The 26,932-nt window shown below is 57.8% G+C and carries 30 protein-coding genes; 20 read left to right on the top strand and 10 right to left on the bottom strand.

Annotated features, from left to right (window positions below):
• Nucleotides 1–11 precede the first annotated feature (11 nt).
• From ACJ5NV_RS01195 to ACJ5NV_RS01150, 10 genes are all read left to right on the top strand, one after another.
• Nucleotides 12–1,241 (top strand): type II secretion system F family protein, encoded by a 1,230-nt coding sequence (locus ACJ5NV_RS01195; RefSeq protein ID WP_411641668.1) that lies wholly within the window; start codon nucleotides 12–14, stop codon nucleotides 1,239–1,241.
• The gene (gene gspG / locus ACJ5NV_RS01190; protein ID WP_411641666.1) at nucleotides 1,195–1,659 is read left to right on the top strand and encodes a type II secretion system major pseudopilin GspG; all 465 of its coding nucleotides are present in this window, start codon (nucleotides 1,195–1,197) and stop codon (nucleotides 1,657–1,659) included. Before ACJ5NV_RS01195 ends, gspG begins: the two co-directional genes overlap by 47 nt.
• Complete coding sequence (locus ACJ5NV_RS01185) at nucleotides 1,637–2,074, top strand: pilus assembly FimT family protein (protein WP_411641664.1); 438 nt, start codon at nucleotides 1,637–1,639, stop codon at nucleotides 2,072–2,074. The genes gspG and ACJ5NV_RS01185 overlap by 23 nt, the downstream gene beginning before the upstream one ends.
• Nucleotides 2,071–2,469, top strand: a complete 399-nt coding sequence (locus ACJ5NV_RS01180) for a PulJ/GspJ family protein (RefSeq protein WP_411641662.1) — start codon at nucleotides 2,071–2,073, stop codon at nucleotides 2,467–2,469. Before ACJ5NV_RS01185 ends, ACJ5NV_RS01180 begins: the two co-directional genes overlap by 4 nt.
• Before the next feature lie 44 nt (nucleotides 2,470–2,513).
• Entirely contained in the window at nucleotides 2,514–3,131 is a 618-nt protein-coding gene (locus ACJ5NV_RS01175; RefSeq protein WP_411641661.1) for a hypothetical protein, read from the top strand.
• Nucleotides 3,116–3,967 carry a type II secretion system minor pseudopilin gene (locus ACJ5NV_RS01170; protein ID WP_411641659.1) on the top strand — a complete coding sequence of 284 codons (852 nt, stop codon included), beginning with the start codon at nucleotides 3,116–3,118 and terminating at the stop codon, nucleotides 3,965–3,967. Before ACJ5NV_RS01175 ends, ACJ5NV_RS01170 begins: the two co-directional genes overlap by 16 nt.
• Nucleotides 3,964–4,623 carry a prepilin peptidase gene (locus tag ACJ5NV_RS01165; RefSeq protein WP_411641657.1) on the top strand — a complete coding sequence of 220 codons (660 nt, stop codon included), beginning with the start codon at nucleotides 3,964–3,966 and terminating at the stop codon, nucleotides 4,621–4,623. Before ACJ5NV_RS01170 ends, ACJ5NV_RS01165 begins: the two co-directional genes overlap by 4 nt.
• Nucleotides 4,624–4,705: 82 nt before the next feature.
• The gene (gene gspD / locus ACJ5NV_RS01160; RefSeq protein ID WP_411641656.1) at nucleotides 4,706–7,030 is read left to right on the top strand and encodes a type II secretion system secretin GspD; all 2,325 of its coding nucleotides are present in this window, start codon (nucleotides 4,706–4,708) and stop codon (nucleotides 7,028–7,030) included.
• Nucleotides 7,031–7,135: 105 nt separating this feature from the next.
• Nucleotides 7,136–8,149 carry a GDP-mannose 4,6-dehydratase gene (locus ACJ5NV_RS01155; RefSeq protein WP_411641654.1) on the top strand — a complete coding sequence of 338 codons (1,014 nt, stop codon included), beginning with the start codon at nucleotides 7,136–7,138 and terminating at the stop codon, nucleotides 8,147–8,149.
• A gap of 62 nt (nucleotides 8,150–8,211) precedes the next feature.
• Nucleotides 8,212–9,537 (top strand): UDP-glucose dehydrogenase family protein, encoded by a 1,326-nt coding sequence (locus ACJ5NV_RS01150; RefSeq protein WP_411641653.1) that lies wholly within the window; start codon nucleotides 8,212–8,214, stop codon nucleotides 9,535–9,537.
• Nucleotides 9,538–9,563: 26 nt separating this feature from the next.
• On the opposite strand, the gene ACJ5NV_RS01145 is transcribed toward ACJ5NV_RS01150, so the two are convergent.
• The gene (locus tag ACJ5NV_RS01145) at nucleotides 9,564–10,064 is read right to left on the bottom strand and encodes an Lrp/AsnC family transcriptional regulator (protein WP_411641651.1); all 501 of its coding nucleotides are present in this window, start codon (nucleotides 10,062–10,064) and stop codon (nucleotides 9,564–9,566) included.
• A gap of 154 nt (nucleotides 10,065–10,218) precedes the next feature.
• On the opposite strand from ACJ5NV_RS01145, the gene trxB reads away from it, so the two are divergent.
• Both trxB and ACJ5NV_RS01135 read left to right on the top strand, forming a co-directional pair.
• The gene (gene trxB / locus ACJ5NV_RS01140) at nucleotides 10,219–11,190 is read left to right on the top strand and encodes a thioredoxin-disulfide reductase (protein WP_411641649.1); all 972 of its coding nucleotides are present in this window, start codon (nucleotides 10,219–10,221) and stop codon (nucleotides 11,188–11,190) included.
• Nucleotides 11,191–11,707: 517 nt separating this feature from the next.
• Nucleotides 11,708–13,417, top strand: coding sequence for a bifunctional sulfate adenylyltransferase/adenylylsulfate kinase (locus tag ACJ5NV_RS01135; protein WP_411641645.1), 1,710 nt, complete (start codon nucleotides 11,708–11,710; stop codon nucleotides 13,415–13,417).
• A gap of 45 nt (nucleotides 13,418–13,462) precedes the next feature.
• On the opposite strand, the gene ACJ5NV_RS01130 is transcribed toward ACJ5NV_RS01135, so the two are convergent.
• The 3 genes from ACJ5NV_RS01130 to ACJ5NV_RS01120 form a co-directional block, all read right to left on the bottom strand.
• Nucleotides 13,463–14,677 carry a GGDEF domain-containing protein gene (locus ACJ5NV_RS01130; protein WP_411641942.1) on the bottom strand — a complete coding sequence of 405 codons (1,215 nt, stop codon included), beginning with the start codon at nucleotides 14,675–14,677 and terminating at the stop codon, nucleotides 13,463–13,465.
• Nucleotides 14,678–14,790: 113 nt separating this feature from the next.
• The gene (locus ACJ5NV_RS01125; RefSeq protein ID WP_411641941.1) at nucleotides 14,791–15,015 is read right to left on the bottom strand and encodes a DUF1150 family protein; all 225 of its coding nucleotides are present in this window, start codon (nucleotides 15,013–15,015) and stop codon (nucleotides 14,791–14,793) included.
• Between the two features lie 3 nt (nucleotides 15,016–15,018).
• Nucleotides 15,019–15,432, bottom strand: a complete 414-nt coding sequence (locus tag ACJ5NV_RS01120; RefSeq protein WP_411641643.1) for an Hsp20 family protein — start codon at nucleotides 15,430–15,432, stop codon at nucleotides 15,019–15,021.
• A gap of 166 nt (nucleotides 15,433–15,598) precedes the next feature.
• Here ACJ5NV_RS01120 and ACJ5NV_RS01115 point away from each other — a divergent pair, with 166 nt between their 5' ends.
• From ACJ5NV_RS01115 to ACJ5NV_RS01105, 3 genes are all read left to right on the top strand, one after another.
• The gene (locus ACJ5NV_RS01115) at nucleotides 15,599–15,817 is read left to right on the top strand and encodes a YdcH family protein (RefSeq protein ID WP_411641641.1); all 219 of its coding nucleotides are present in this window, start codon (nucleotides 15,599–15,601) and stop codon (nucleotides 15,815–15,817) included.
• Between the two features lie 66 nt (nucleotides 15,818–15,883).
• Complete coding sequence (gene purE / locus ACJ5NV_RS01110; RefSeq protein WP_411641640.1) at nucleotides 15,884–16,372, top strand: 5-(carboxyamino)imidazole ribonucleotide mutase; 489 nt, start codon at nucleotides 15,884–15,886, stop codon at nucleotides 16,370–16,372.
• Nucleotides 16,365–17,432, top strand: a complete 1,068-nt coding sequence (locus ACJ5NV_RS01105; RefSeq protein WP_411641638.1) for a 5-(carboxyamino)imidazole ribonucleotide synthase — start codon at nucleotides 16,365–16,367, stop codon at nucleotides 17,430–17,432. The genes purE and ACJ5NV_RS01105 overlap by 8 nt, the downstream gene beginning before the upstream one ends.
• Here the strand turns inward: ACJ5NV_RS01105 and ACJ5NV_RS01100 are convergent.
• From ACJ5NV_RS01100 to groES, 5 genes are all read right to left on the bottom strand, one after another.
• On the bottom strand, nucleotides 17,429–18,154 hold the full coding sequence (locus tag ACJ5NV_RS01100; protein ID WP_411641636.1) for an esterase/lipase family protein: 726 nt from the start codon (nucleotides 18,152–18,154) through the stop codon (nucleotides 17,429–17,431). The two genes, ACJ5NV_RS01105 and ACJ5NV_RS01100, sit on opposite strands and share 4 nt — an antisense overlap.
• A gap of 53 nt (nucleotides 18,155–18,207) precedes the next feature.
• Complete coding sequence (locus ACJ5NV_RS01095; protein ID WP_411641635.1) at nucleotides 18,208–19,044, bottom strand: DMT family transporter; 837 nt, start codon at nucleotides 19,042–19,044, stop codon at nucleotides 18,208–18,210.
• A gap of 3 nt (nucleotides 19,045–19,047) precedes the next feature.
• Nucleotides 19,048–19,545 (bottom strand): GNAT family N-acetyltransferase, encoded by a 498-nt coding sequence (locus ACJ5NV_RS01090; RefSeq protein ID WP_411641633.1) that lies wholly within the window; start codon nucleotides 19,543–19,545, stop codon nucleotides 19,048–19,050.
• 232 nt (nucleotides 19,546–19,777) lie between these two features.
• Nucleotides 19,778–21,424 (bottom strand): chaperonin GroEL, encoded by a 1,647-nt coding sequence (gene groL / locus ACJ5NV_RS01085; RefSeq protein WP_411641631.1) that lies wholly within the window; start codon nucleotides 21,422–21,424, stop codon nucleotides 19,778–19,780.
• Between the two features lie 49 nt (nucleotides 21,425–21,473).
• Entirely contained in the window at nucleotides 21,474–21,758 is a 285-nt protein-coding gene (gene groES / locus ACJ5NV_RS01080) for a co-chaperone GroES (protein WP_411641629.1), read from the bottom strand.
• A 610-nt stretch (nucleotides 21,759–22,368) separates the two neighbouring features.
• Here groES and ACJ5NV_RS01075 point away from each other — a divergent pair.
• From ACJ5NV_RS01075 to ACJ5NV_RS01055, 5 genes are all read left to right on the top strand, one after another.
• The gene (locus tag ACJ5NV_RS01075; protein ID WP_411641627.1) at nucleotides 22,369–23,598 is read left to right on the top strand and encodes an MFS transporter; all 1,230 of its coding nucleotides are present in this window, start codon (nucleotides 22,369–22,371) and stop codon (nucleotides 23,596–23,598) included.
• A 53-nt stretch (nucleotides 23,599–23,651) separates the two neighbouring features.
• Complete coding sequence (gene msrA / locus ACJ5NV_RS01070; protein ID WP_411641625.1) at nucleotides 23,652–24,302, top strand: peptide-methionine (S)-S-oxide reductase MsrA; 651 nt, start codon at nucleotides 23,652–23,654, stop codon at nucleotides 24,300–24,302.
• Nucleotides 24,303–24,329: 27 nt separating this feature from the next.
• Nucleotides 24,330–25,064, top strand: a complete 735-nt coding sequence (locus tag ACJ5NV_RS01065; RefSeq protein WP_411641624.1) for an SGNH/GDSL hydrolase family protein — start codon at nucleotides 24,330–24,332, stop codon at nucleotides 25,062–25,064.
• A gap of 30 nt (nucleotides 25,065–25,094) precedes the next feature.
• Nucleotides 25,095–25,973, top strand: a complete 879-nt coding sequence (locus tag ACJ5NV_RS01060) for a 50S ribosomal protein L11 methyltransferase (RefSeq protein ID WP_411641622.1) — start codon at nucleotides 25,095–25,097, stop codon at nucleotides 25,971–25,973.
• Between the two features lie 136 nt (nucleotides 25,974–26,109).
• A complete protein-coding gene (locus ACJ5NV_RS01055) occupies nucleotides 26,110–26,421 on the top strand; it encodes a hypothetical protein (RefSeq protein WP_411641620.1) in 312 nt (103 codons plus the stop codon).
• Between the two features lie 263 nt (nucleotides 26,422–26,684).
• On the opposite strand, the gene ACJ5NV_RS01050 is transcribed toward ACJ5NV_RS01055, so the two are convergent.
• Nucleotides 26,685–26,894: a DUF1127 domain-containing protein gene (locus ACJ5NV_RS01050; protein ID WP_411641618.1), complete on the bottom strand. Its 210-nt coding sequence runs from the start codon at nucleotides 26,892–26,894 to the stop codon at nucleotides 26,685–26,687.
• Nucleotides 26,895–26,932 lie beyond the last annotated feature (38 nt).

Here is a 26,932-nt window from a genome sequence, read left to right as displayed (position 1 = left end):
TGTAGGTAAAGGTGGAACAAGCACAGCTTACATTCAGCTATACGGCGCGGGATAGCAGCGGCGCACGCCGTTCGGGTCAGATCGCAGGGGCGGACCTGCGCGAGGCGACCAGCGCCTTGCGGGCGCAGGGCCTTTTTCCGATTACGCTGGAACAGGCAAGTGCCGCCGCCCCCATTCAGGTGCGCAGCCGCAAGACACGCGGCGGCGATCAGTTGAGCGCGAAAGAGCTGAGCGATTTCCTTGCCCGTCTGGCCAAGCTTTCGGGGCGTCAGATCCAGTCTGAACGTGCGCTGGCGATTATGGGCGACGGGGGCGATGGCCCGATCGCACGGGCCGCGTTGCGGGTGCGTGACAGCCTGCGCGAGGGCGCGCCGCTGTCCAAGGCTTTGCACGACAAGGCAGGGATTGACGATGCTGTGACGCTTTCCCTGATCAGCGGGGCCGAGGTTTCTGGCGAAATGAGCAGCGCACTCGCCACCTCTGCGGAAATATTGCAGAACAAGCTGGCCGTGCGGCGTCGGATCATGACCGGGTTGATGTATCCTTCCATCCTGCTTTTCGTGGCACTGATGTCGGTTGGGCTGATCATGATTGCCATTATCCCGCAGTTCCGCCCGCTGGTCGAAGACCGGATGGAAATGGTCCCCGCCATGGGGCGTGCGGTCTTTGCCTTTTCGGCGATGTTGACCTCGCTCTGGCCGCTATTGCTCACGGGGTTACTGGCGGCCGGCGGTGCAACATATATCGCCGCGAAACGCGGTGTGTTGATGAGCGGGCTATTAACCATCGGCAACCGCATTCCTTTCGTGCGCCGCCTGTTGCTGCGCAATCAGGTGATGCTAATCCTGCATGTGCTGGGCGCGTTGTTAAGTCGCGAGATCACGTTAAGCGGTGCCCTGCGCGTCGTCTCAAAATCGGCGCCTGCGGGTACCCTACGCGCCGCCATGCTGGAAGCAACGCAGCAGGTTGAAAACGGCGCTGCCTTGTCTTCTGCGCTAAGTGCGCAGGATTTGCTGCCGCGCGAAGCTATCGAAATGATCCGCATCGGTGAAGAAGCCGGCGATCTTGGCGGCATGATAAGCCGCACTTCTCTTGATATGCGCGAGGCCGCAGATCGCGACCTTGAGCGTTTCCTTCTTTTGTTCCAGCCGGCCCTGATTGTAGGTGTCGGCCTCATGATCGGAGTCAGCCTCTATGCCCTCTTTTCCGCTATCGTTTCTGTCAATTCCATCTCGTTCTAGGCGTCGGCCCACGCGGCGACGCGGCAGCGCGAAGGGTTTCTCGCTGGTCGAGATGCTGGTTGCAGTCGCCATCGTTGGCCTGCTGGTGGCGCTTGTCGGTCCTTCGGCGATCCGCCAATTACAAGGTTCCCGTGTGACGGCGGCCGAGGCCCAGATCATCCAGCTGCGTAGCGCGCTGGATATTTTCCTGATCGACACTGGCCGCTACCCGAACGAGGATGAGGGGCTGGTGGTCCTTGCAAACGGCGGCGCGATCCCCGGCTGGAACGGCCCTTATCTGCGGGATGGGCAAATCCCGAACGACCCGTGGGGCGGTACCTATCTCTATTCACTGAATGACGGGCAGGTACGTATCTCTTCGTTGGGTGCGGACGGACGGCCCGGCGGGACAGGTAATGATGCCGACGTGGAAGGCTAAACGCTGCCCGCGCAGGCGGTCCGACGCTGGCTTCGCAACGGTCGAGGTGCTGGTCACGGTGGCAATCGTCGTCATCGTCAGCACGATCTCGATCACTGCGCTGGGCCGGTCGGACCGCGCCAGATTACAGACTGAGGTGGCCGATATCGCCTTGGTCCTGCAACAGGCCCGTTTGTTGGCGGCAGAACGGGGCAGGCCGGTCGCGATCAGCTATGCCAGCCGCACGCAGACGCTGACCACACCTTATCAAAGCCACACGCTTGGCAGCAGGGTCAGCAGCCCCAATGACGATGCAGAGCTGACGATCCGCCCGTCCGGCGAAAATGACGGGCTGGTGCTGGTGCTCGTCTCGGGTGATCTGTCGCGCGAGGTGGAATTGGACTGGCTCACCGGCCAAGTAAGGCTGGTACAATGAGACGCAGGGGCGGACAGCGCGGGTTTACCCTGATCGAGACACTGGTCTCGCTTTCCATCGCGGCGCTGGCCATCACCGGATTCTATTCATCATTGTCGCTGGGGCTCACAATGGAGCGGCGCGCGAATGATCAGGCAGAGCAGATGTTGATCGCAACGCAAATCATGGACCGGGTCGGCGTGGATATTGTGCCACGATCCGGCGTGCAGGATAGCGGCAGCCTGCGCGGCTTAGACTGGTCGCTGACCATATCGGAACGGGGCACCGACGATATGCGGCTGGGTCCGCTGCAAGCGGGTGAACTGGTCTATGTTTACGTGACAGTGGCAAGGGCGGGCAGCACGGCAGACCCACTGGTCCTGCGCGGCATACGCTATAGCGAGACGCCGCTTTGATCCGGCGTCGGTACAGACGGGGCCACAAGGCCCGCGGATTTGCCTTGGCAGAGGCGCTGGTGGCGCTTTCGATTGCGGCGGTCACCCTAGCACTGCTGGCCAGCGCGACTTGGGGTCTGCGGCAGACTGCGATGCGGCCTGATGCGTTGCAGCAAGAGGCGACAGATTGGCTGACAGCGCGCCGGGTTCTGCAGGCATGGGCAGCCTCGGCCACCGCTGCGGGCTACAAGCAAAGCGAAGGCAGGTTTCTGGGCGGACCGGCGCGGGTCCGTCTGATTTTAGATGATGGAACGACAAGTACCGCGCGACCGATGATGGTCGGGCTTGATATCGTCGAAGAGGCGGGCCTTTATCACCTGTCCGCCTCGCGGGTATTCGATGTGCGCGACATTCGTCTTGCCGCCGACGACCCAAGGCAAAGCCGCCTGATCGTCTCTGACGCGCCCTTGCGGTTCCGCTATCTGGTGGCGCGGGCCGATGACATTCCGGGGCAAACATGGACGTACGAGCCGGGGCCAGAGCATGGGCTACCCTTTGCGATTGCCATAGAGCAAGGTAGCGACAGGATGATTGTTGCCCAGCTTTCTGCGACGTTGAGCGCTTTATGCGTCTCGCGGCTGGGCGAGGCAGGGTTGAGGGATCGCGAATGCACATTGCAATAGCGCGCCTATCACGACGCAGGCAGCGCGGCTTTGTCCTGCTTACGGTTCTTTGGATGGGGCTGGGTCTACTGCTTGCGGCCTCCAGCTATCTGGTGACCCAGCGGCAGGTCGTTTTGTCGACACGGGCAGAGCTGGAAACAAGCCGGGCGGTTGAACTGGCACGCAGTGCGGTCAATGTCGCCCTTGCCGATCTTGGGCGCTCCGATGAAAACGCCCCCCGCACCCTGCGCGACGGGACACCGATGACGCTGACGATGGCGGAAGGCCGAGCAACATATCGGATCTGGGACGAGGGCGGCAAGCTGGACATTAACCACGCGCCCACCCAGCTATTGGTGCCGATGCTGCGGCATTTGGGAGAAAACAGCGGGATTGATGCATTTGATGCGGCCACGATTGCGCAGGCCATTGTCTCACAGCGGGGCGACGGACAGGTAGCGGAAAACATGCAACCCTTGCCGCAACTACTGACCTCGCTCGGATTGCCACAGGATGCCAGCCGACGCGCGCGGCAGTCGCTGACCACCTATAGCGGCACAGCGCAGATCAACCTTGCCACCGCGTCGGCGTCGGTCCTTGCGGCTGTGCCCGGTATCGGACCAGGCGATGTGCGCATGATACTCGACCGACGGCGCAACGGGATGTCATTGCCGCAGCTTGGTACGGCGACGGTCTGGCTGGGCGGGGCCGAGGCACCAGTCTTCACCATCGAAGCGCAGGGAATTCTCGCAAGTGGCGTGACCGCTGACATCGTGGCAACTGTGGCCCCGATGGGGCTGAGCTTTCGCGGGAGCAAGACACATTATGAAATCCTTGGCGTTGAAATTCTGCGATGATGACGTGGGGCGTCGGGATGCTTACGGGTGTTGTACCTGTCATCGTCGTCGGCTTGGCACTGATCATGGGGCCAACGCAGATGGTGGCGCGCACGGTGCTGCGCGGCTTGGCAGGGCCGGTCACGGCGCGGCGATGGTATCGGGCGGCTACATGCGGCGTGATTATCGGGGTCATCGCGGCGCTTGCCGTTTGTTTCGTCATGGCGCGCGCGCAGGTCATAGATATTGCCTTGCTGTCTTTACTAGTTTTGCTGGGGGCGATTGACTGGCGCTGGCGCTGGCTGCCACTGGAATGGACGGTTGCGGTCATTGCATTGGCGCTGATGGGGGGTATGCAAACTGGTACGATTGGCGAAGTCGCGATCGGCATGATTATCCCCGGTTTGTCGCTGCTGATCATGCGGCAGTTGCTGTTCTGGCGATCCGGGCAAGAGCCGCTGGGGCTCGGCGATGTCTGGCTTGTCACTGGTCTGGGCGGTTTTTTGACGCCTTTCGCCAGTTTCGCAATGATCGGCTTTGCCGCGCTGTCGGGGTTGATCGAAGTGGTGCTGCGCCGCGTTTTCGGCTCAAAACACGGGCAGCGTTTCGGCGTGTCATACGGGACACACCTTTGTGCTGTTTTTGCGATATCCCACTATTTATGGCGTTTTGTATGAGGATTGGCTGCTAAAGTATTCCTAATCATAAAAAAATGCGCACCCGGGCAAAAGATCAGGGGCGCAGGTAACGAGGCAGAGCATGAAGAAACTACTGGCACTCGCGGCATGCGTCGCGGTTCTGGGGGCGTGTGAGGATACGCCTCAGGTGGACCGTTCAGGTGAACCTGTTGAACTGCGTGGCTGGCAGCTTGCAAATATCTTTGGGCGAAACAGCGATGGCGGCGGGCAGAACCGGCGGCAAGGCCGGGTGACCAGCGGTCAGCAGGTGCAAGCCGGACAGGGCACAATCTTTCCGGGTCGCCAGCCGCTTTTGATCGACAGTGATTTCGTCAATGCAGGCGGCGAGCGTACAGTCTCGCTTAATCTGGTGAACGTAGATGTGGAATCCGCCGCCGCTGCCATTCTGGGTGAATTACTGCAAGTCAATTATGTGATTGATCCTGGCGTGCAGGGCACCGTCAACATCCGATCATCCCAGCCGGTCAGCCGAACCACTGCCATTGAGGTCTTTGAACTTGCGCTGAAACAAAACAACGCGGTGTTGATCCGTCGCGGTGATATCTTTGCGATTGTGCCATTCTCTGCCGACCTGTCGATTGCGCCAACGACATCCCGCGATGTGCTGCCGGGCTACACGCTGCGTGTTATCCCGCTGCGCAACATCGGGGCCGAAGAGATGGCGGCGATTCTGCAACCTTTTGCAGGCGAAGGCATTGTCGGTATCGACGCGCAGCGCAACATTCTGGTGCTGGCCGGGACATCGGTCGATCAGCAATCTTGGGATAAGACAATCCAAAGCTTTGACGTGGATTGGCTGTCCAACAAATCAGTTGGCATCTTTCCAATCAACGGGCGCTCTGCGCAGTCCATTGTGACGGGTCTCGAACGGCTGGTCGAAACGGATGAAAGCTATCAGCCGCTTGTTGTGTTTGAGGTGATCCCCGAAAACAACTCTATCCTTGCTGTGGCCAAGACCCCCCGTGCGCTGGAAAGCGTATCAGTCTGGATCAACCGGCTGACCCGCGAAGGGAGCAATGACGCGCAGGTCTATTCCTATGATATGAAATACGCCCGCGCCGACACGATTGCGCCGACCTTGTCGCAAATCCTTGGTGTGGCCGTCGAAACATCGGATCAGGCCCCGCAAGCGATTGAGGCCGGTGACATATTTATGGGCAGCCAAGGCACGCTGAACGCGACCCGCGTTGTGGCAAGCGCGCCGACCAATACCCTGCTGATCCACGCAACGCCGGATGAATACCAGCGTGTGCTTGGCATTTTGCATCGCTTGGACGTGCCCCAGCGGCAGGTGCTGGTCGAAGCCACAATTGTCGAGGTCTCTTTGAACGAAGACCTGCGCTACGGTGTGCAGTATTTCCTTGAAAATGGCGGCGGTCGTTTGGGGCTGTCGCGTGGCGATGCCGTGAATATCGCCCCGAACCTGCCCGGCTTTAGCGTGTCGCTCGGGGGCAGCCCGGCCAACGCAGTGATCGACGCACTTGAATCCGTGACATCAATCAATGTGGTCTCGTCTCCGAACCTGATGATCCTGAACAATGAATCTGCGCGTTTGGTCGTCGGTGATCAGGTCCCCACATCCGTGCGCACCGCGCAGGATGCGGGCAGTTCCGATGATCAGGTCTTTGTGTCGACAGTGGAATACCGCGATACCGGCGTGATCTTTGAGGTGACACCGCGCATCAATTCCTCGGGTTCAGTGATCTTGAACATCGGGCAAGAGGTCAGCCTTGTCGGCGAAACGGACGAGGCGACAGGCAACCCGATCATCTCGCAACGTTTGATCAACAGCTCTGTTTCGGCCGATAGCGGCGAAACCATTGTGCTGGGCGGTCTGTTTTCAGATCGGCGGACCAGTGGCGGTGGCGGGATTCCGGTGCTCAAGGATTTGCCGGTGGCCGGTGGCCTGTTCGGCAATACCAGCCGGGGCCGTGCCCAGACAGAGCTTTTGGTGCTGATTACGCCGCGGATCGTGAATGATACAATGGATGCACGGCGTGTGACCCAGCAATTGCGCGAAAGGGTTGAAAGCCTGCGGACTTATGATGCCTCGCTCAGCACGCAGATTAACGTACCATCAACGCGGACACGCAATTCCGATATCATCTCGAACGCGGGCACCGTAAACCGGGCCGTGGCGCAGGCTGCTGCGGTTCCCGCTGGCAATCACGTTGCGGTACTGGGGTCCTTCAGCACGCAGGAAAATGCACAGACCCACTGGTCCAACATATCTGGTCAATACGCCGCGACCCTTGGCAACATGCGGCCCGTCTATCGGCAGGCCAGTGGGCTGACGATGGTCACGGTCGGCCCGATGTCGCGCGAAGCTGCAAGTCAGGTTTGTGTCAATGTGCGGATCGAATGCTTTACGGCCACCACACAATAGACACCGCAGATTGCATTTTGGTGCAGAATAGGGGCCTGACAGCGGCCCCTATTTCTGTTTAACAGCCTGTCAAAGCTGTCAGCGTTCACGAAAGCAAGCGACCCCATGCGTACTGTCCTGATCACAGGAACCGCCGGTTTCATCGGCTACCACCTTGCCCAGCTTCTGCTGGACGAAGGGTTCCGGGTGGTCGGTTATGACGGGATGACCGATTATTACGATGTGATGCTGAAACAGCGGCGGCACCAGTTGCTGCTGCAGAATGCCAATTTCACCTGTACCGAAGGCATGCTGGAAGATTTCGATCTGCTGCACGGTCTGGTGACGCGCGAAAAGCCGGACGTGATCGTGCACCTGGCTGGGCAGGCAGGGGTCCGCTATTCTCTGGAAGAGCCGCGATCCTACATCAATGCCAATATCGTCGGCACATTCAATGTGATGGAATGCGCGCGCGAATGCGGGGTGGATCACCTGCTGATGGCGTCTACCTCTTCTGTCTATGGCGCGAATACTGAGATGCCTTTTGTCGAGACGAGCAAGGCCGACACGCCGCTGACGATTTATGCCGCGACAAAGAAAGCGAATGAGATGATGGGCCATAGCTACGCCCATTTGTGGAAAATTCCGACCACGATGTTTCGGTTCTTTACCGTCTATGGTCCGTGGGGTCGCCCCGATCTGGCGCTGTTTAAGTTTGTGAAGGCAGGGCTGAACGGAGAGGCGATCGACGTCTATAACCATGGCGATATGGCACGAGATTTCACCTATATCTCTGACCTTGTGCGGGCGATCCGTTTGTTGATTGATACCCCACCGGAACAACCGGCGGACCCAGGCGATATTGGCGAAAATGACAGCCTCAGCCCTGCCGCCCCGTTTCGCGTGGTGAATATCGGCAACAGCACAAAGGTGCAGCTGATGGAGTTCATCCGCGAGATCGAAAAATGCCTTGGTCTTGAGATCAGGAAGAATTTCATGGATATGCAAAAGGGCGATGTGCCTGCAACATGGGCCGATGCCACTCTGCTTGAGGATTTGACCGGCTACAGACCGCAGACCAGCACCGCAGAGGGCATCGCAGCATTCGTCAGCTGGTATCGCAGCTACTACGACGTTTAACCGGACACCGGCCGGGTCTTTGACCGGCGCCAGACAACGCAGATAACAGTGAAGAGATTACCATGAAAATTGCAATGATCGGTACGGGTTACGTTGGGCTTGTCTCAGGGGTTTGTCTTTCAGATTTCGGGCATGAAGTTGTCTGCGTCGACAAGGACGAAAGCAAGCTTGCACTGCTGCGCGACGGCAAGACGCCGATTTTTGAGCCGGGGCTTGATGTGCTGATGGCTAAAAACATGGGTGCGGGCCGCCTGTCTTTCACAAATAACCTGAAAGATGCGATTGCCGGGGCCGATGCGATTTTCATTGCGGTGGGTACGCCCAGCCGGCGCGGTGACGGTCATGCCGATCTGAGCTTTGTGTTTGGGGCGGTCGAAGAGGTCGCGACCAATATGTCCGATTACGCGGTGATCGTGACTAAATCCACAGTGCCCGTCGGGACCAATCGTAAGGTTGCAGAACTAGTCGAAAAAACCCGCCCGGGGCTCAAATTCGACGTTGTGTCCAACCCGGAGTTCCTGCGCGAAGGCGCCGCAATTGAGGATTTCATGCGGCCCGACCGTGTTGTCGTTGGCGTCCAGTCTGATCGCGCGGCAGAGGTTATGGCGGACATCTACCGTCCCCTGTCGCTGCGCGATTTTCCGATTGTCACCACCGATCTGGAAACCGCGGAAATGATCAAATACGCGGCTAACGCATTCTTGGCGACCAAAGTGACATTCATCAATGAAATTGCCGCCCTTTGCGAACGGACGGGTGCCGATGTGAAATCTGTCGCCGAAGGCATGGGGCTCGACAATCGGATTGGGCGCAAGTTTCTGCACGCAGGGCCGGGCTATGGCGGGTCTTGCTTTCCAAAAGACACCAAGGCGCTGGCCCGTATCGGGCAGGATCACGCAGCACCACTCCAAATCGTAGAGGCGGTGATCAAGATCAATGAAGAGGTCAAACGCACGATGATCGACAAGATCATCGATCTGTGTGACGGCACCGTGCGGGACAAGAAAATTGCGGTGCTTGGCCTGACCTTCAAACCCGAAACCGATGATATGCGCGATGCGCCGTCGTTGACCATCGTGCCCGCATTGATCGGGCAGGGGGCCAAGGTCCACGTCGTGGACCCCGAAGCCTACCGCGAGGCCAGCACGATGCTGCCCGGTGTCACATGGTGTGATGACGCTTATGCGGCGACCGCAGGCGCGGATGCGGTGGTGTTGCTGACAGAATGGAACCAGTTCCGCGCGCTCGACCTGACGGCAATGGCCAAATCCATGGCAACCCCGCGCATGGCCGACTTGCGTAACATCTATTCCGCCGCACACGCGCAAGATGCCGGGTTTGAGGCTTATATCGCCGTGGGCCGTCCCAGCTTCCCGCGGTCCGAATAGGCCTTGTCGCGCGGGTGGGGGCTGGCTCAGGCGCGTTGCGCGAGCCGTTCTTCCAATACGTCAAAAGGCACGCCGGGTTCATCTTTCGCGCCGCGAATGACCAGCGATGTCTTGACCGAGGCGACGTTCTCGGCGCTGGTCAGCTCTTCGGTCAGAAAGCGTTGAAAGGTGCGCAAGTCCGGGGCTACGCATTTCAGGATGAAATCTACCTCGCCATTCAGCATGTGGCATTCGCGAACCAAGGGCCAACCTTTGCAGCGGTTTTCGAATGCGCTCAGGTCCGTTTCAGCCTGACTGGCTAGCCCTACCATTGCAAAGACCTGTACTTCGAAACCCAGCTCGCGGGCATCGACATCGGCGTGATATCCTTGGATGAAACCCTGTTCTTCCAGCGTGCGCACGCGGCGCAGGCAGGGCGGGGCTGAAATGCCAACCCGCTTGGCCAATTCCACATTTGTCATTCTGCCGTCTGCTTGCAATTCAGCAAGGATCATACGGTCAATTTCGTCAAGTTTTGTTCCAGGCATGCGCCACTCCGGTGATTATTCCGAATACTACGCCATGACTTGCTTGTGCGCAATAATATTTCGCAATTCAGCAACAAAAGAACGCAGCATCTGATCTTTTAACTGTTGCGCAGCAACGCTATATCAAGCGGGCATCAGTGAATGAGGCCTGAAAATGACTGTCACCCGCCACACCAAAGTTCTGATCATTGGCTCCGGCCCTGCCGGTTATACGGCGGGCGTCTATGCATCGCGTGCTATGCTGGAACCGATCCTTGTGCAAGGCCTTGAACCCGGCGGCCAATTGACCACCACAACCGAGGTGGAAAACTGGCCCGGTGACACCGAAGTACAAGGCCCCGACCTGATGGTCCGGATGGAAGCACATGCGCGCGCAATGGGGTGTGACATCGTGGGCGATATCATCACATCGCTGGACCTGCAAAACCGCCCTTTTACAGCGCAGTCTGACAGCGGCACGGTTTATACCGCTGATGCCGTGATCCTGTGCACCGGTGCCCGCGCCAAATGGTTGGGCCTGCCGACCGAGGACAAGTTCAAAGGCTTTGGCGTCAGCGCCTGCGCGACCTGTGACGGGTTCTTTTACCGCGGGCAGGAAATCGTTGTTGTGGGCGGCGGCAACACCGCCGTGGAAGAGGCGCTGTTTCTGACCAACTTCGCCAGCAAGGTGACGCTGATCCACCGCCGTGATGAGTTGCGGGCTGAAAAGATCCTGCAGGATCGCCTGATGAAAAACCCCAAAATCGAAACGCTCTGGTTCCATCAGGTGGAAGAGGTATTCGGCGGTGAAAGCCCGCTGGGCGTCGAAGGCGTGCGTGTGAAGCACACCAAAACCGGCGAGATCACGGAAATCCCCGCCAAGGGCGTCTTTATCGCCATCGGCCACGCGCCGGCATCAGAACTGGTCAAGGATCAGCTGGAAACCCATTCGGGCGGCTATGTGAAGGTGGAAGCAGGCACCACACGGACAGCCATTCCCGGCGTTTTCGCGGCAGGTGACCTTACCGACCACGTGTACCGTCAGGCAGTCACCAGCGCAGGGATGGGCTGCATGGCCGCGCTGGACGCGGAGCGTTTCATCGCAGAGCTTGAAGATACGGCGGTGACGGTCGACGCTGCCGAATAATCGACAGATGGCGCGGGATGGATAGGCGACGGCATTCGCCCACCTAGGATATCGCTGACAGGGTGCGGGCGTTGGGACTGCACGGAATGCTTTATGCCTCGCGCACGGATCCGCAGATCACCCATCTGACGCTTTTGCGCTGGAATACAGCGGATACCACCGCCCGTGTAACAGGGGCTGATGACCCGTTGCCTTGTTCATAAGAAGCACTGCCGCATCTGGACTGAAAGCGGTCAAACCGGCGGTTCATAGCAATGCCGATCAAGATTTCTATCGCTGCGCTGTGCTGACCTGGTGTTTGGAATTTGCATCAAATCTCGCTGTCAGACGGAACCTTGTGCTGCTTCCGCCGCAGCATGGCATCTGTCTGTTCGCGTGATCTTATGCAAAGAGTTGTGACATTCCGGTGCTGACCGCACGCGGCGAATATCCATCTTTTCTTCAACCCCAGCTAGACAATGGCCCGAACAGGGGGCTATGCCCCCTTTGTACAAATGCCGATGATAGAGATTGCAAAATGCCCCAGGACCTCGCCCCGATCCCCGAACTCTACGTCTCTTACGAGAGCGCGCAGAAAATGAAGCTTGAGGCGGCGGAACTGGTCAGCCACGATCTTAGCCCGCGCCAAGTCTGCGATCTGGAACTGCTGATGAATGGCGGTTTCAATCCGCTGAAGGGTTTCCTGTCGCAAGCCGATTATGAATGCGTCGTGGACGATATGCGCCTGGCGGACGGCAGACTTTGGCCAATGCCCGTTACGCTCGACGTGAAGGCGGATTTTGCAGAAAACATCGCGCTGGGTCAGGATATCGCGCTGCGTGATCAGGAAGGCGTGATCCTTGCTACAATGACGGTGACAGACAAATGGTCCCCGGACAAAGCGCATGAGGCGGAAAAGGTTTTTGGCGCCAATGATCTTGCGCATCCGGCGGTGAACTACCTGCATCACACGGCGGGTGATGTGTATCTGGGCGGGCCGATCACCGGTATTCAGCAGCCGGTGCATTACGATTTCCGGGCGCGCCGCGATACACCAAACGAGCTGCGGGCCTATTTCCGCAAGCTAGGCTGGCGCAAAGTTGTCGCCTTTCAAACGCGCAACCCGTTGCACCGCGCGCATCAGGAACTGACGTTCCGCGCCGCGAAAGAAGCGCAGGCCAACCTGTTGATCCACCCTGTTGTCGGCATGACCAAACCGGGCGATATCGACCATTTCACCCGCGTGCGCTGCTACGAGGCGGTGCTGGATCAATACCCGTCTTCAACCACAACCATGAGCCTGCTGAACCTCGCTATGCGCATGGCTGGCCCGCGCGAGGCGGTCTGGCATGGGCTGATCCGCAAGAATCACGGCTGCACCCATTTCATCGTTGGCCGCGATCACGCTGGCCCCGGCAAAAATAGCCAAGGCGAGGATTTCTATGGTCCCTATGATGCGCAGGACCTGTTCCGCGCACATCAGGACGAAATGGGCATCGAAATGGTCGATTTCAAACATATGGTCTATGTGCAGGACCGCGCCCAATACGAACCGGCGGATGAGATCACGGATAAGGACGATGTCACGATCCTGAATATCTCGGGCACGGAATTGCGCCGCCGCTTGTCCGAAGGATTGGAAATCCCGGAATGGTTCAGCTTTCCCGCCGTCGTGGAAGAGCTGCGTAAGACGCGCCCACCCCGCGCCGCGCAGGGTTTCACCGTGTTCTTCACTGGTTTTTCAGGGTCCGGTAAATCCACCATTGCCAATGCACTGATGGTCAAACTGATGGAGATGGGCGGGCGTCCGGTGACGCTGCTGGATGGCGATATCGTGCGCAAGAACCTGTCATCTGAACTTGGTTTCAGCAAGGAACATCGCGATCTGAACATCCGCCGGATTGGCTATGTCGCATCAGAGATCACCAAGAACGGCGGCATTGCCATCTGCGCGCCGATTGCACCCTATGCAACGACGCGGCGGGCTGTGCGCGAAGAGATCGAGCAATTCGGTGCCTTTATCGAGGTCCATGTCGCGACCAGCATCGAAGAATGCGAACGGCGCGACCGCAAGGGGCTTTATAAGCTGGCGCGGGAAGGCAAGATCAAAGAATTCACGGGGATTTCAGACCCGTATGATGTGCCGGAAAATCCAGAACTGCGTATTGAGACCGAAAGCGTCCCGGTCGATAACTGCGCCCACCAAGTGCTGTTGAAGCTTGAAAGCCTTGGCTTGATCAAGGGCTGAATTCCAAAATGATTGCGGGTGGCGTCCATCACGGTGCCACCGCATTTATCCGCCGGAAACCAGTTTCGCCTCGATCTGATCGGAAAAACGATATTGGTCTCTTCCAAGCGTTTTCGCTAGGTAGAGCGCATCATCTGCTGCATTCATTACTTCGGCGATCGTTTGTGTGGTGCTGCCGTCCTGCGCAGAAATACCAATGCTGATAGTGACATATGGTTTGCCATCTGACCGACCGGGGTGGGTGATATTGAGGGTGCGCACCGACTGGATCAGTTGCTTTGCAATCCGGACCACCTCAAGCGGCGGTTTGTCGATCACCAATATGGTGAACTCTTCGCCGCCATATCGCGCGCAATAGACACCCGGTTGATGGGTGCATGCATTTAGTGTCTCTGCTAGGCGTATCAAGCAGCTATCGCCTGCCGGATGACCACACGTGTCATTGAACATTTTAAAGTGGTCGACGTCTATCATCATCACGGCCAAGCTTTGATCACTGGCATGAGCCTGATCCAACAATTCATCCAACCCTCGGCGATTGAGCAAGCCTGTGAGCGGATCTGTTTTGGTCAGCACTTCTAACGCATATGACGCTGTTTGTGCATTTTCCGCATTAATCTTGGCGTGTAGTGTTGTCAGAAAATCTTCGCAACGTCGTCGCTCGATCAGATAGTTGCCAGCGAGCGTAAAGCAGCCCGCCGTAATCATCTGGATGCACAGGGCAAACATAAGCCCATCCGGAAGCCCCGCTTTTGTCGCTGCGAAAAGACAGGCTGTTGCCACAGAAACAATCGAGAACATGACCGCATGGCGAAACCGCAGCGCGAGCAGCATGTTTCCATAGGTCAAGGTCAAGGCTTGTTCGCTAAATGCATAGGCCCCCAGCGGGGCAGTCGTATACCAGAACGCTATCAGCGGCAGGGTGAACGCATTGATCATCCCGACCGTCACCAACCATTCCCTCATGCGCGGAGAGGCGTGCAGAACAAGATAAGCCAAAATACAGGACCCTGGGGTGACAAGAGCGACACGCATAGCAATCGTCAGCCAAACGATATCAGGCATTAGAAAAAATGATGTGAGGTTATAGACGTTGTAAAAAATCAAACCGAATAAGATCGTGTACTGCAAATGCTTGCGGCGCGCGTTGCCACGTGCGTGTTCGTAATGCTTTTCCGTGATTGAATCGAAGCGAAGCCACCTGTCCATAGATGGCACGTGATCCGTCAAAACTTTTTCCGCGGCCACTCGAAGGTTCACTTTCAATTCAGGTGCTTTCGCCCCTATGAAAGTCGGAAATCGCAGGAAAAAGTTAACAGCTTCTAAAGAATTCAGAGACGACGCCTGACATCGGCGCCGTCAAAGCTTGCATTTTAGTGAACCGTCACCGGGGTCATGTCGTTTTCGCGGGCGAGGTGAAACGCGAGCTTTTGATTGGCGACCAATGCCAGCTGTTCGCCTTCGGCGTTATGCACCGCAAACAGCGTATCCAGATCGCCAGCCTGCAATTTCACGTCCTCGGGCAGGTCAGCTACGGAAACGGGTTTCACATAGACGATGCCTTGGTCCACGGTATCGAAATCAAACTTGGTATTCATCATTTACCCTTTCCGAATATTGATAGTCTGCACGATGCGATCCGGGACCGAACGGGTCAGATCAACATGCAGCAAACCATTTTCCATCACTGCCTCACCGACATCGACGCCATCTGCCAAAACAAAGGACCGCTGAAACTGTCGTGCGGCAATACCGCGGTGCAGGAAAATACGCCCGTCGGTCTCATCGCTTTGGCGACCGCGAATGACCAAGGAACTATCCTCAACCGTAATCGCCAGATCTTCATCCGCGAAACCTGCCACGGCGAGCGTGATCCGATAGGAATTGTCAGAGGTTTGTTCGATATTATACGGTGGGTAGCCGTCATTCCCGTGTTTTGCAGTCCGTTCAACCAGCCGTTCAAGCTGCTCAAACCCCAGAAGGAACGGGTGCGTTCCCAAAGCCAGTTTCGTCATAAGACATGTCCTTCACGTAAGCGACTGTCGATTTTGCCCCGATTTCGGCGGCAGTTATGAAAAATATGGGGTAGTGATGGGGTATGATCAAGAGGAAGGTGTAGGAAGTTTCCTGTTAACGTCCTATGTTTATGAACATGAATAGTGAAATTTGGACCTACTCTCGATGAATACTTCTGCCAAGATGGAACAACTTGAAGTGCTGCGCGTCGAGCTTGAAGTGCTCAAGCGCGAACATCGGGATCTGGACGAGGCGATTGCCGCGCTGCATGGGCACGGATCTGCCGATATGCTCACCCTTAAACGCCTCAAGAAGCAAAAGCTTTCGCTCAAAGACAAGATCGTCACGCTCGAAGACCGTATTTTCCCGGATATTATTGCCTGATCGCCCGTTGCAGCCGCTTTTGGCTCGGCTATAGTGCCGCTTCACTTTTGACGCGGGAAAGACAGCATGACCCAACCCTTGATCGGCATCATCATGGGCAGTCAGTCGGACTGGCCCACTATGCGCGAAGCGGCAGACGTACTGGCAGAGCTGGGCGTTGACTACGAGACAAAGATCGTTTCGGCCCACCGCACACCGGATCGTCTGTGGACCTACGGCAAGACTGCGGTGGACAGGGGCTTGCAAGTGATCATCGCCGGGGCAGGGGGTGCTGCCCATTTGCCCGGCATGATGGCGTCCAAAACCCGCGTACCAGTCATCGGTGTGCCAGTGCAGACCAAGGCGCTGTCCGGCGTCGATAGCCTTTATTCCATCCTGCAAATGCCGCGCGGCTATCCCGTTGCGACCATGGCCATCGGGGCGGCAGGCGCCAAAAATGCCGGTCTCATGGCGGCAGGTATTCTTGCGCTGCAGGACCCTGCATTGGCCGCCCGGCTTGACCAGTGGCGTGCCGACCTATCCGCCTCAATCCCGGAAGAGCCGACAGATGACTAAACCTCTGCCGGTCGGGGCGACAATCGGGATCCTTGGTGGCGGGCAACTGGGGCGGATGCTTTCGGTTGCTGCGTCACGGCTGGGGCTGAAAACCCATATTTTTGAACCAGAAGCGAACGCACCTGCGGGTGATGTCGCGCATAAGGTGACGACGGCGGATTATGAAGATGCCGTGGCACTGCGCGCCTTTGGCCAATCGGTCGATGTGATCACCTATGAATTTGAAAACATCCCGACCAGCGCGCTTGATCTGCTCGAAAGCCTGGCCCCGATCCACCCCGGCCGGGCGGCGCTGGCAACCAGCCAAGACCGGCTGACCGAAAAGACATTCCTGCGCGATCTGGGGCTTCAGACGGCCCCGTTTGCCGATGTCACCGATATGGACAGCCTGAACGCAGCCATTGCAGAGATCGGCACACCCGCCATCCTGAAAACCCGCCGGATGGGATATGACGGCAAAGGGCAGGCGCGGATCATGGCACCGGATGACGCAGCGCAGGCACCGGCCGATATGCAAGGCGCACCTGCGATCCTCGAAGGCTTTGTGGATTTCAGCCACGAGGTGTCGGTAATCGGCGCGCGCGGGGCGGATGGTGCGGTCGCCTGCTACGATCCGGGTGAGAATGTGCATGAGGCGGGCATTCTGCGCACCACCACCGTGCCCGCGCGTATGACCGCCGCGCAGCGAACCGACGCCGTGCTGATCGCCGCCAGAATACTGAATGCGCTGGATTATGTTGGTGTGATGGGGGTGGAGCTGTTTGTGACCCCCGGCGGGCTGATCGTGAATGAATTCGCGCCACGTGTGCATAATTCTGGTCATTGGACACAAAATGGCTGCACCATCTGTCAGTTTGAGCAGCATATCAGGGCTGTCGCAGGCTGGCCGCTTGGCGATGGGTCACGGCATAGCGACGTGGTGATGGAGAACCTGATCGGCGAGGACATGGACCGGCTGCCTGATTTGGCCAAGACCGATGCGGCGATCCATCTTTATGGCAAGGCAGAGGCCAAACCGGGCCGCAAGATGGGGCATGTGAACCGGGTGGTGAAAGCCTAATCCGTTCCTAGGATCACGTCTGTCAAGCTGATGGAATGGTCGAATTCCCCATCGCGGAGAAAGCGCAGTACCTCTTCGATCACCAGTGGATTATTCATCATGAATGTGTGGGTGACGGGCAGCACGATGTGGTCGCGCATCCCTTCCAGCCGGGTTGAGGCGACTGAAACTTTGCCATCATCCGCCCCGTCAATCAGGGCCGAATAGATGGGGTTCAGGGTTCGGTTACCGGCAATCACCCCAACCTCATAGGGCACCGCTTCCAATGTATTCGGAATGCTGTCGGGATTGGTGCTGAGCTGCAGTCCGGCGGGGCCGTTGACCCATTGAAATGGTTCGTAATCACCGAAGATATCGACAAGCTCCGAACCGTTATTCGGTGGCCCGAGCATCACAACGCGGCCCATCTGATCGGGCCTGTGATTGGTCAGCCACGCCCGCACAAGAATACCGCCCATGGAATGGGTGACAAAATGTACCCGCGTATCGCCGCAAGCCGCGACATCTTCGGCCAGATGTTCATCAACCAATGTTTGTATGGTGGCAGAGGTCGAGGGGTAACCGCGATTGACGACCTTGTACCCTGCGTCCTCCAACACGAATTGCAGCGGGGTCAATGAAATCTCGGTCCGTGCCAGCCCGTGCAGCAAGACAACGCAATCCTGCGCAGTGGCGATCGTGCTGCAAAGCATCAAGGCGATGGTCGAAAACAACTGTCTCATCTGCGGATACCTAGCATCAAATACCCCCTACGAAAGATCATATATTTGAAAACCTAACGTCGTTTGAGCACGGAAACGCCGATGCCCCCCAAGACGAGCGTGCCTGACAGCAACATGCGGGTGCTGATCGGCTCGGCCAGCAATGCGGCGCCAGCAACGACGGCAATGACCGGCACGCTTAGCTGCGCGATCCCGGCAATTGTGGTCGGCAGCGATGGCAGGACGCGGTACCACAGCGCATAGCCAAGGCCAGAGGTGATCGCCCCGGCGATCAGCGCGGTGATGACCCCCGGCAGGCTCATCATGCCCGGCCCGGTGATTAGCATCGCCAGCCCGGTGATCGGCACGCACAGCAGGAAATTGCTGGCGGTTGCACCCAATGCATCCGCCTCGGCCCGGCCCAGCAGCGTGTATGCGGCCCAGCCGATTGCGGCGAGTGTCATGGCAAGCGTGCCACCCACCGGCAGCCTTGCCGCACCTGTGGGCCATAGCAGGATGAACAGCCCAACCAAGGCAATGGCCGCGCCGACCCAACGCAGCGGCGGAATGGGCTGCCGCTCGACCACCGCCCAGCCGAAAACGATCACCTGTAGCACCCCAAACAGGATCAACGCGCCGGGGCCTGCCCCAAGGCTGATGTAGGCCCAGGAAAAACCAAACATATAAAGCGCCAGTGCCGCAGCCCCTGCGATACGTTTTGCCGTCCATAAAGCGGGGCGGGGCGCCCGACGGGGCAGAACCAGCGCCCAGAGCATCACCGCGCCCGCAACGACGCGGAGCGCTGCAAAATCCATTGGATCCATGCCATAATCCGCCACGGCGATGCGATTCAGCACAGAGTTCGCGGCAAAGGCTGTCATCGTCAGCGCGGTGATCAGGAACAACTGCATTGCTCAGGCGGCCGCGAAAGCGGTCGGATAGACCAGCGTTTCTGCGGGCTGCCCGCCCGCGCAGCTTGCGAGCAGTATATATTCAGGCGGGTAAGGGCTGCGTAGGCGGCTTGCCTGCTCTTTGGAAAACCCCGCCTTTTCGTAAAACGCGGGCTGGCCCAGAACGACGACAGGTGTACGAGTCAGCCGCGCCCATTCGGTTAGCATTCCGATCATGCGCCTGCCATGCCCGGCCCCTTGCATATCGGGGTCTATCGCCACTGGCGCAAGCACGAGCCAGCCTTTGGGGCTGACCAGCCGAGACAGCGCATAATAGCCAACAATACGGTCGCCCATAGGCAGCACCGTTTCGCCTGCGATGGCGCGGCTTTTGCGCAATTTGCGCACAAGCGCCACCTCGTCTTCGCCGCCGACAAAAGCCGCGCGCAGCAATGCGTCAACTGCGGGTTCTTCGCCGGGGCGCATGTCGCGACTAAAGTCAGGGGATTGTAAGGTCATCATCGGCGGACGGTATCCGGGCCTTGGCGCGGCGTCCAGCGGGTAAGGGTGTCAAAATCTCGCAGAGATTTCGCATGCAGAATTTCGTGGAAATTCTGATCGCATATGTCAGAGGCGGATATGGAAAGGGCGCCCCATGTGGGACGCCCTTCTTTGGTTTTAGACGGAGCAGGTTCTCGGCATTTCCTGTGAAAACGCCTGCCACCTGACCGGTCAAATCCTGACGGATTTGACCTTACATCATGCCGCCCATGCCGCCCATGTCGGGCATGCCGCCGCCAGCGCCGCCAGCACCTTCTTTGGAAGGTTTGTCAGCAACCATCGCTTCGGTGGTGATCAGCAGGCCAGCCACAGATGCGGCGTCTTGCAGTGCTGTGCGCACAACTTTGGCAGGGTCGATCACGCCGAATTTGAACATGTCGCCATATTCTTCGGTCTGCGCGTTAAAGCCGAATGCCTTGTCGTCGCTTTCGCGGATTTTGCCAGCCACAACAGAGCCGTCAACACCGGAGTTTTCAGCGATCTGGCGCAGGGGCGCTTCGATTGCTTTGCGGACGATCGCGATACCAACGTCCTGATCAGAGTTCGCACCCTTCAGACCGTCAAGTGCCTTGCCGCCCTGGATCAGGGCAACACCACCACCAACGACAACGCCCTCTTGCACAGCAGCGCGTGTTGCGTTCAGTGCATCGTCAACGCGGTCTTTGCGCTCTTTCACTTCGACTTCGGACATGCCGCCAACGCGGATCACAGCAACACCGCCAGCCAGTTTGGCTACGCGTTCCTGCAGTTTTTCACGGTCGTAATCGGAAGTGGTTTCTTCGATCTGGCCGCGGATCTGTGCAACACGAGCTTCGATTTCGGCTTTCTCACCAGCACCGTCGACGATGGTTGTTTCGTCTTTGGTGATTGCGACGCGCTTGGCAGAGCCCAGCATGTCCATGGTGACGTTTTCCAGCTTCATGCCGAGATCTTCAGAGATCACCTGGCCGCCTGTCAGGATCGCGATGTCTTGCAGCATGGCTTTGCGGCGATCGCCGAAACCAGGTGCTTTGACAGCTGCGATTTTCAGGCCGCCGCGCAGTTTGTTGACAACCAGTGTTGCCAGCGCTTCGCCTTCGACATCTTCTGCGATGATCAGCAAAGGCTTGCCGGACTGGATCACAGATTCCAGCAGGGGCACCATTGGCTGCAGTGAAGACAGTTTCTTTTCATGCAGCAGGATGATCGCATCTTCCAGCTCTGTCGTCATTTTCTCTGTGTTGGTCACAAAGTAAGGGGACAGGTAACCGCGGTCGAACTGCATGCCTTCGACAACATCGGTTTCTGTTTCCAGACCTTTGTTTTCTTCAACAGTGATCACGCCTTCGTTGCCGACTTTCTGCATCGCGTCCGCAATCTGACGGCCGATTTCAGTTTCGCCGTTGGCAGAGATCGTACCAACCTGTGCAACTTCGTCGCTGTCGGAGACGGGGCGTGCAGCAGCTTTGATCGCTTCAACAACTTTTGCAGTTGCCAGATCAATGCCGCGCTTGAGATCCATTGGGTTCATGCCAGCAGCCACAGATTTCATGCCTTCGCGCACGATGGCCTGAGCCAGAACTGTTGCTGTTGTTGTCCCGTCACCGGCTTCGTCATTGGTCCGGGAAGCAACTTCCTTGACCATCTGCGCGCCCATGTTTTCGAACTTGTCTTCCAGTTCGATTTCCTTGGCAACCGATACACCGTCCTTGGTGATGCGGGGCGCACCAAAGGATTTATCCAGTACCACGTTGCGGCCTTTGGGGCCGAGTGTCACTTTTACCGCGTCGGCAAGAGTGTTGACACCTTTGAGCATGCGTGTGCGCGCATCGGTGTTAAATTTGACGTCCTTAGCAGCCATTTTCATGTGCTCCTTGCATTAGATAAGTGAATGAGTGCGAAACTTCGGCTTACATGATGCCGAGGATGTCGCTTTCCTTCATGATCAGCAGTTCTTCACCGTCGATCTTGACCTCGGTGCCGGACCATTTGCCGAACAGGACCTTGTCGCCCGCCTTAACGGCCATCGCGATCAGTTCGCCGCTGTCTTTGCGTGCGCCTTCGCCAACACTGACGACTTCGCCTTCAGCTGGTTTTTCTTTTGCACTGTCTGGAATGATCAGGCCGCCAGATGTTTTTTCGTCGCTTTCAATGCGACGAACGAGTACGCGGTCGTGAAGTGGTTTAAATGCCATCTCAAAACGTCTCCAGTTTGAGTTTCATTGATTTTAGCACTCACTCCCTTCGAGTGCTAACATGGCTTAGATAGAAACGCCCCGAACACGTGTCAACAGCACTTAGGTCCTAGGTTTCGAATATTTTTAGAAATCGATTTACCGGGCGGATGTTTGCTGCATGCGGGGCGATCTGGCACAGATCATTATAGCTGGCACGCCCGCTTTTCGTTGGGACCCGCAGCTTGGCTGCGATGTCGTCCAGAACCTTTCGGCTTCTATTGCAGCGAGGGGACGCAACGCGCGGTGGGGGGTATGATGGTCGTTTGGTCGAATCGCACGCGGAACCCCGAAAATAAGGTTAATCGGTGGTTTTCGCGGGCCGATATGCCGTCGGACAAACGTCGGACTTTCATCGGACCTTTGCGCGCGCTGGGGCGGATGAATGCGCCGCACGGTCAGAGTGTGAAGGTCGCGTTAACCTTTGCCCTGTCGGCAATTTTCGATGTTGACAGGGGCGGGCGGGCACGCAGCCCTGACAATATCGCCTGATCTGTACTATACACCAGATCGGCCGTTTTGCGTCGTTATTCACTCGCCAAGGTGACGGAATGGGCGTAATTGCGTGCCTATGAAAATCATCCGCCTTGAAGATGCCCGCCACTTGCCCTTGTGGCGTAGGCCGACGTCGCTGCTATTTGTCATGGCGATGGCAATGCCCGTGGCCTTTGCCACGTGGTCAGCACTTTTGAATAACTTTGTGATTGAAGTGGCGGATTTCGACGGGTCGGATATCGGCTGGCTGCATACGGTGCGCGAGATCCCCGGCTTTTTTGCCATCGGTGTAATCGCGCTGATCATGTTTATCCGCGAACAGGTGTTGGGGCTGGTGGCGCTGGCGATGCTGGGCGTGGCGACGGCGGTGACGGCGCAGTTTCCGACGATGGGTGGTATTCTGACGGTGACGATGCTGTCGTCCATCGGGTTTCATTATTACGAGACGGTCAATCAGTCGCTTCAGTTGCAGTGGATTGAAAAGAAACACGCCCCCCAGACGCTGGGTTGGATTTTGTCGGCTGGCTCTGCCGCGACGCTGATTGTCTATGTGCTGATCGTGCTGACGTGGGAAGGCCTTGGGCTGAGCTATAGCATTGTCTATTGGCTGTCGGGTGGCTTTACGGCCCTTGTCGCTGTGTTCTGTCTGCTGGCCTATCCGCAGTTTGAGGCCCCCCATCCGCAAACCAAAAAGATGGTCCTGCGCAAGCGTTACTGGCTTTATTATGCGTTGCAGTTCATGTCCGGTGCCCGCCGTCAGGTCTTTGTCGTCTTTGCCGGGTTCATGATGGTGGAACAGTTCGGCTTTGCCGTGCATGAGATCACCCAGCTTTTTCTTCTGACCCTTGTCATCAATATGGTCGCCGCCCCGTTTCTGGGCCGTGTCGTTGCTGTGTTCGGGGAGCGCCGCGCCCTAGTCTTTGAATACGCAGGTCTGTGTATTGTGTTCTTTGCCTATGGCGGGATCTATTATTTCGGCTGGGGTGTGATGCTGGCGATGGCGCTTTATGTGGTGAACCACATTTTCTTTAGCCTTGCGCTGGCGATCAAAACCTATTTTCAGAAGATCGCCGATCCGCAGGATATCGCCCCGACGGCTGCTGTGGCCTTTACCATCAACCATATCGCCGCAGTGTTCCTGCCTGTGTTGCTGGGGCTGCTTTGGCTGCAATCGCCGGGGATGGTGTTTTTGCTGGCCGCCGGTATGGCGGTTGTGTCGCTGTTGTTGTCCCTGCTGATCCCCCGTCATCCCGCCCCCGGTCACGAGACCGTGTTTGAGCGCCGTTTGCTAGCCGCCGCAGAGTAGAAATCGCCGCGCCCCGCCTTATATTGCGGGTACGCCCTGACAGGAGACCCGTGATGCTTTTCATGAACCGTGATAAATCCAAAATGGTGGCCGAGGCCGAGGCTCTGCCGGGTCGTGCCGCCCCGATCCCCACTGCCCCTACCCATTTCGTTTATGGCACCCCCCTGACGGGCAAGGTTCCCGAGGGCCTGCAAGAGGCCATGTTTGGCATGGGCTGTTTCTGGGGTGTGGAGCGTATGTTCTGGTCCCTTGATGGTGTGCAGTCGACCATGGTCGGTTATGCCGGTGGCTATACCCCCAACCCGACTTATGAAGAGGTCTGCACCGGAAAGACCGGCCATAATGAGGTCGTCCGCGTGATCTATGATCCGTCGATCATTTCCTATGACCAATTGTTGCAGGTTTTCTGGGAGGGCCATGATCCGACCCAAGGCATGCGTCAGGGCAATGATGCGGGCACACAGTATCGGTCTGGCATTTATACCTATACGTCCGACCAGAAAGCTGCGGCTGAAGCCGCAAAAGCCGCTTTTGCCCCACGCCTGAGTACGGCGGGCTATGGCGCGATCACGACCGAGATTATTGCTGCGCCGCCCTTCTACTTTGCCGAGGATTATCATCAGCAATATCTGGCAAAGAACCCGCAGGGCTACTGTGGGATCGGGGGCACTGGTGTGACCTGTCCGATTGGTGTCGGCGTCTAGTGGTTTGCTGAACTGCGGGGCCTTCTGGTGATCGCTAATGTGTTGTCGCACACCTTGCTGCTGCCAGTTCTGCTGCTGCAGGCCGCATATGTCCGGCGGCATGTTTTGCATTTGCCAGAGCCTGAGGGTGCCCGCAGTGGCGTGATGGGCGATGGCCCGGTTCTGCGATTGCTGATCATTGGCGATTCATCTGCCGCCGGTGTGGGGGTGCGAACACAAAATGAGGCGTTGCTGGGTTTGGTGTCACAGCGTTTGGCTGGGGTGGCCCGCGTTGAGTTTGATCTGGTCGCCCGCACCGGGGCCAAGACGGCAGAGGCGCTGGGCTGGCTGGGTGATCTGCCCCGCGACCGTTATGATGTTGTCGTGACATCACTGGGTGTGAATGACGTGACCAAGGCCACCCCGCTGTTCCGCTGGCGTGCCTTGCAGGGTCAGTTGCTGGACCGTCTGCGCGCGGAACATGGCGCGCGGCGCATTATCGTGTCTCGTCTGCCACCAATGGGTCAGTTTCCCCTGCTTCCGCAGCCGTTGCGCTGGGCGATGGGGTGCCGTGCGCGGCTTTTTGACCGCCATCTGCTGCGTCTGGTCGCCCGCCGACCTGCCTGTACCCCGGTGACCCTGACGATGGGGCTGAATGCGACCAATATGTCTGCCGATGGCTTTCATCCCGGTCCTGCCGTGTATGCCGCCTGGGCCGATGCGATCTGCGCTGCTGTGCTGGCGGACACGCCATTGCTTGACCAGATCGGGGTGAGCGCCTAACGGAGAGCCAACCTTAGAAAGGCTTTTCCGATGATGACATATACTGCACTGACCACGATTACCGGAGAGGACGCCGCCTATCGTCTGGCTGACGATCTGGAAGGTATCGTGCCTGAGCCGACGGGCGTTGGCGTGTTCGAGATCGAGGATGGATCGGGTCTGTGGGAGGTTGGTGTCTATTTCACCGAAACCCCGGATGCCGGCGCGCTGGCGGTTCTTTCGGCGCTGCATGGGGCTGAACCTTTCAACATCTCTGACGTCCCAGAGCAGGATTGGGTGTCCAAGGTGCAGCGCGAGCTGGCCCCCGTGGTTGCGGGCCGATTTTTTGTTTATGGTGCACATGATGCCGATAAGGTGCCCGCCGATGCGGTCCCGCTGCTGATCGAGGCGGCGATGGCGTTTGGCACTGGCCACCACGGCACCACGCTGGGCTGTCTGCAGGCCTTTGATCAGCTGCTGGAGTCTGGCGCGACACTGGACCGCATCGCTGATATCGGCTGCGGCACGGCTGTGCTGGCGATGGCGGCGGGCAAGGTTTTGCCGGGTCAGGTGCTGGCCAGTGATATTGATCCGGTCGCAATTGAAGTCGCGGCGGCCAATGTGGCGGCGAACGGTCTGACCGGGCGGGTGGAGTGCGCTGTGGGTGCCGGGTTTGACGCGCCTGTGCTGCAGGACAATGCGCCGTTTGATCTGGTTTTCGCCAATATTCTAAAGCCGCCGCTGATCGCGCTGGCACCGGAGATGGCGAAACATGTTGCGCCGGGCGGCCATGTGATTCTTTCGGGTATTTTAAATGAGCAGGCTTATGAGGTGGTAACCGTTTATCAACGAAATGGGTTCAATCTGGCCTCAAGGGGTATGATTGTTGAGTGGACAACCTTGGTGATGAGCAAGAATTCTCTCATTTAGTGCGGTTTGGCACAGGTGGCAGGGAAATGCCTTGTTATTGTCCGGGTTGAACGTGATCGTAGCGTTAACATTTACATTTCTGCCAATGTACCAGGAGGGTGATATGGCGCAGGCGCATGTCCCATTTGAAAAAAGAATGAAGCGTATTGTGCGTCGCCATGACCGGATGCAACACGGCTACGTGAAAGCCGTCAACTCTGACGGTTTGATTGTCGCCCGCCCCCGCGTCTACCGCCCACGCTTTCCGCTAAAAGGCCTGGTCACGCTGCTTGTCATCGGCTTCCTGTTCAAAGGCTTCCTTTTCGCCTCGCTCGGTGAAGCGGCCTATGCTGACCGCGTTGCATCGTTGCAGCAAGGGTCCATCATGGAGCAGGCGGGCGCATGGGTGATGCATGCTGATCCTGCGACAGTGCTGATCGCGGATATGGTGAAGAATATCCTGCCCTGATTTATCTATTAGAGTTCCATACGTCTCTACCCGGCGTATATACGACGAAAAGGCCGCTTCGAATGAAGCGGCCTTTTTGCTGCCGTGAGTGGACTGTTTGTTATTGTGTCGCCGCAAGGACGAGGCCAGCGATCAATTGTCTGGGCTTTACCTAAAGCTTTATGCGAAAAACCTGTATCCGCTAACGCGGCCTGAAATCATAGATTTCAACGCGTTAGCGGATACGTCACGCCTCAGGCTTTTTGTCAGACGCTATAAGTAATTTAGCGGGTGCTGCGTGCTGCGATGGCTGCGATGTCGGAATAGGACAGGCCGATATCGTCTAATTCGCGTGCGGATAGTTTGGAGAGTGCTTTGCGCGTGACGCGGGCATCATTCCAAGTTGCGACGGCGTTGAAAACGCGTGCGAAAACTGCGGAGATTCCACCGTTGGAGAGGCCAGCAGCGGGGCGGAGGGTGTCAAGATTGGCCATGGCCTTTTCCTTATTCATGCTGCAATGCAGCGTTATTC

The sequence above is a fragment of the Loktanella agnita genome (genome assembly GCF_046640325.1).
In the GTDB taxonomy this organism is placed as follows: domain Bacteria; phylum Pseudomonadota; class Alphaproteobacteria; order Rhodobacterales; family Rhodobacteraceae; genus Yoonia; species Yoonia agnita.
The sequence above is the reverse complement of the archived record's forward strand: the minus strand, read 5'-3'. Positions and strand labels throughout refer to the sequence as shown.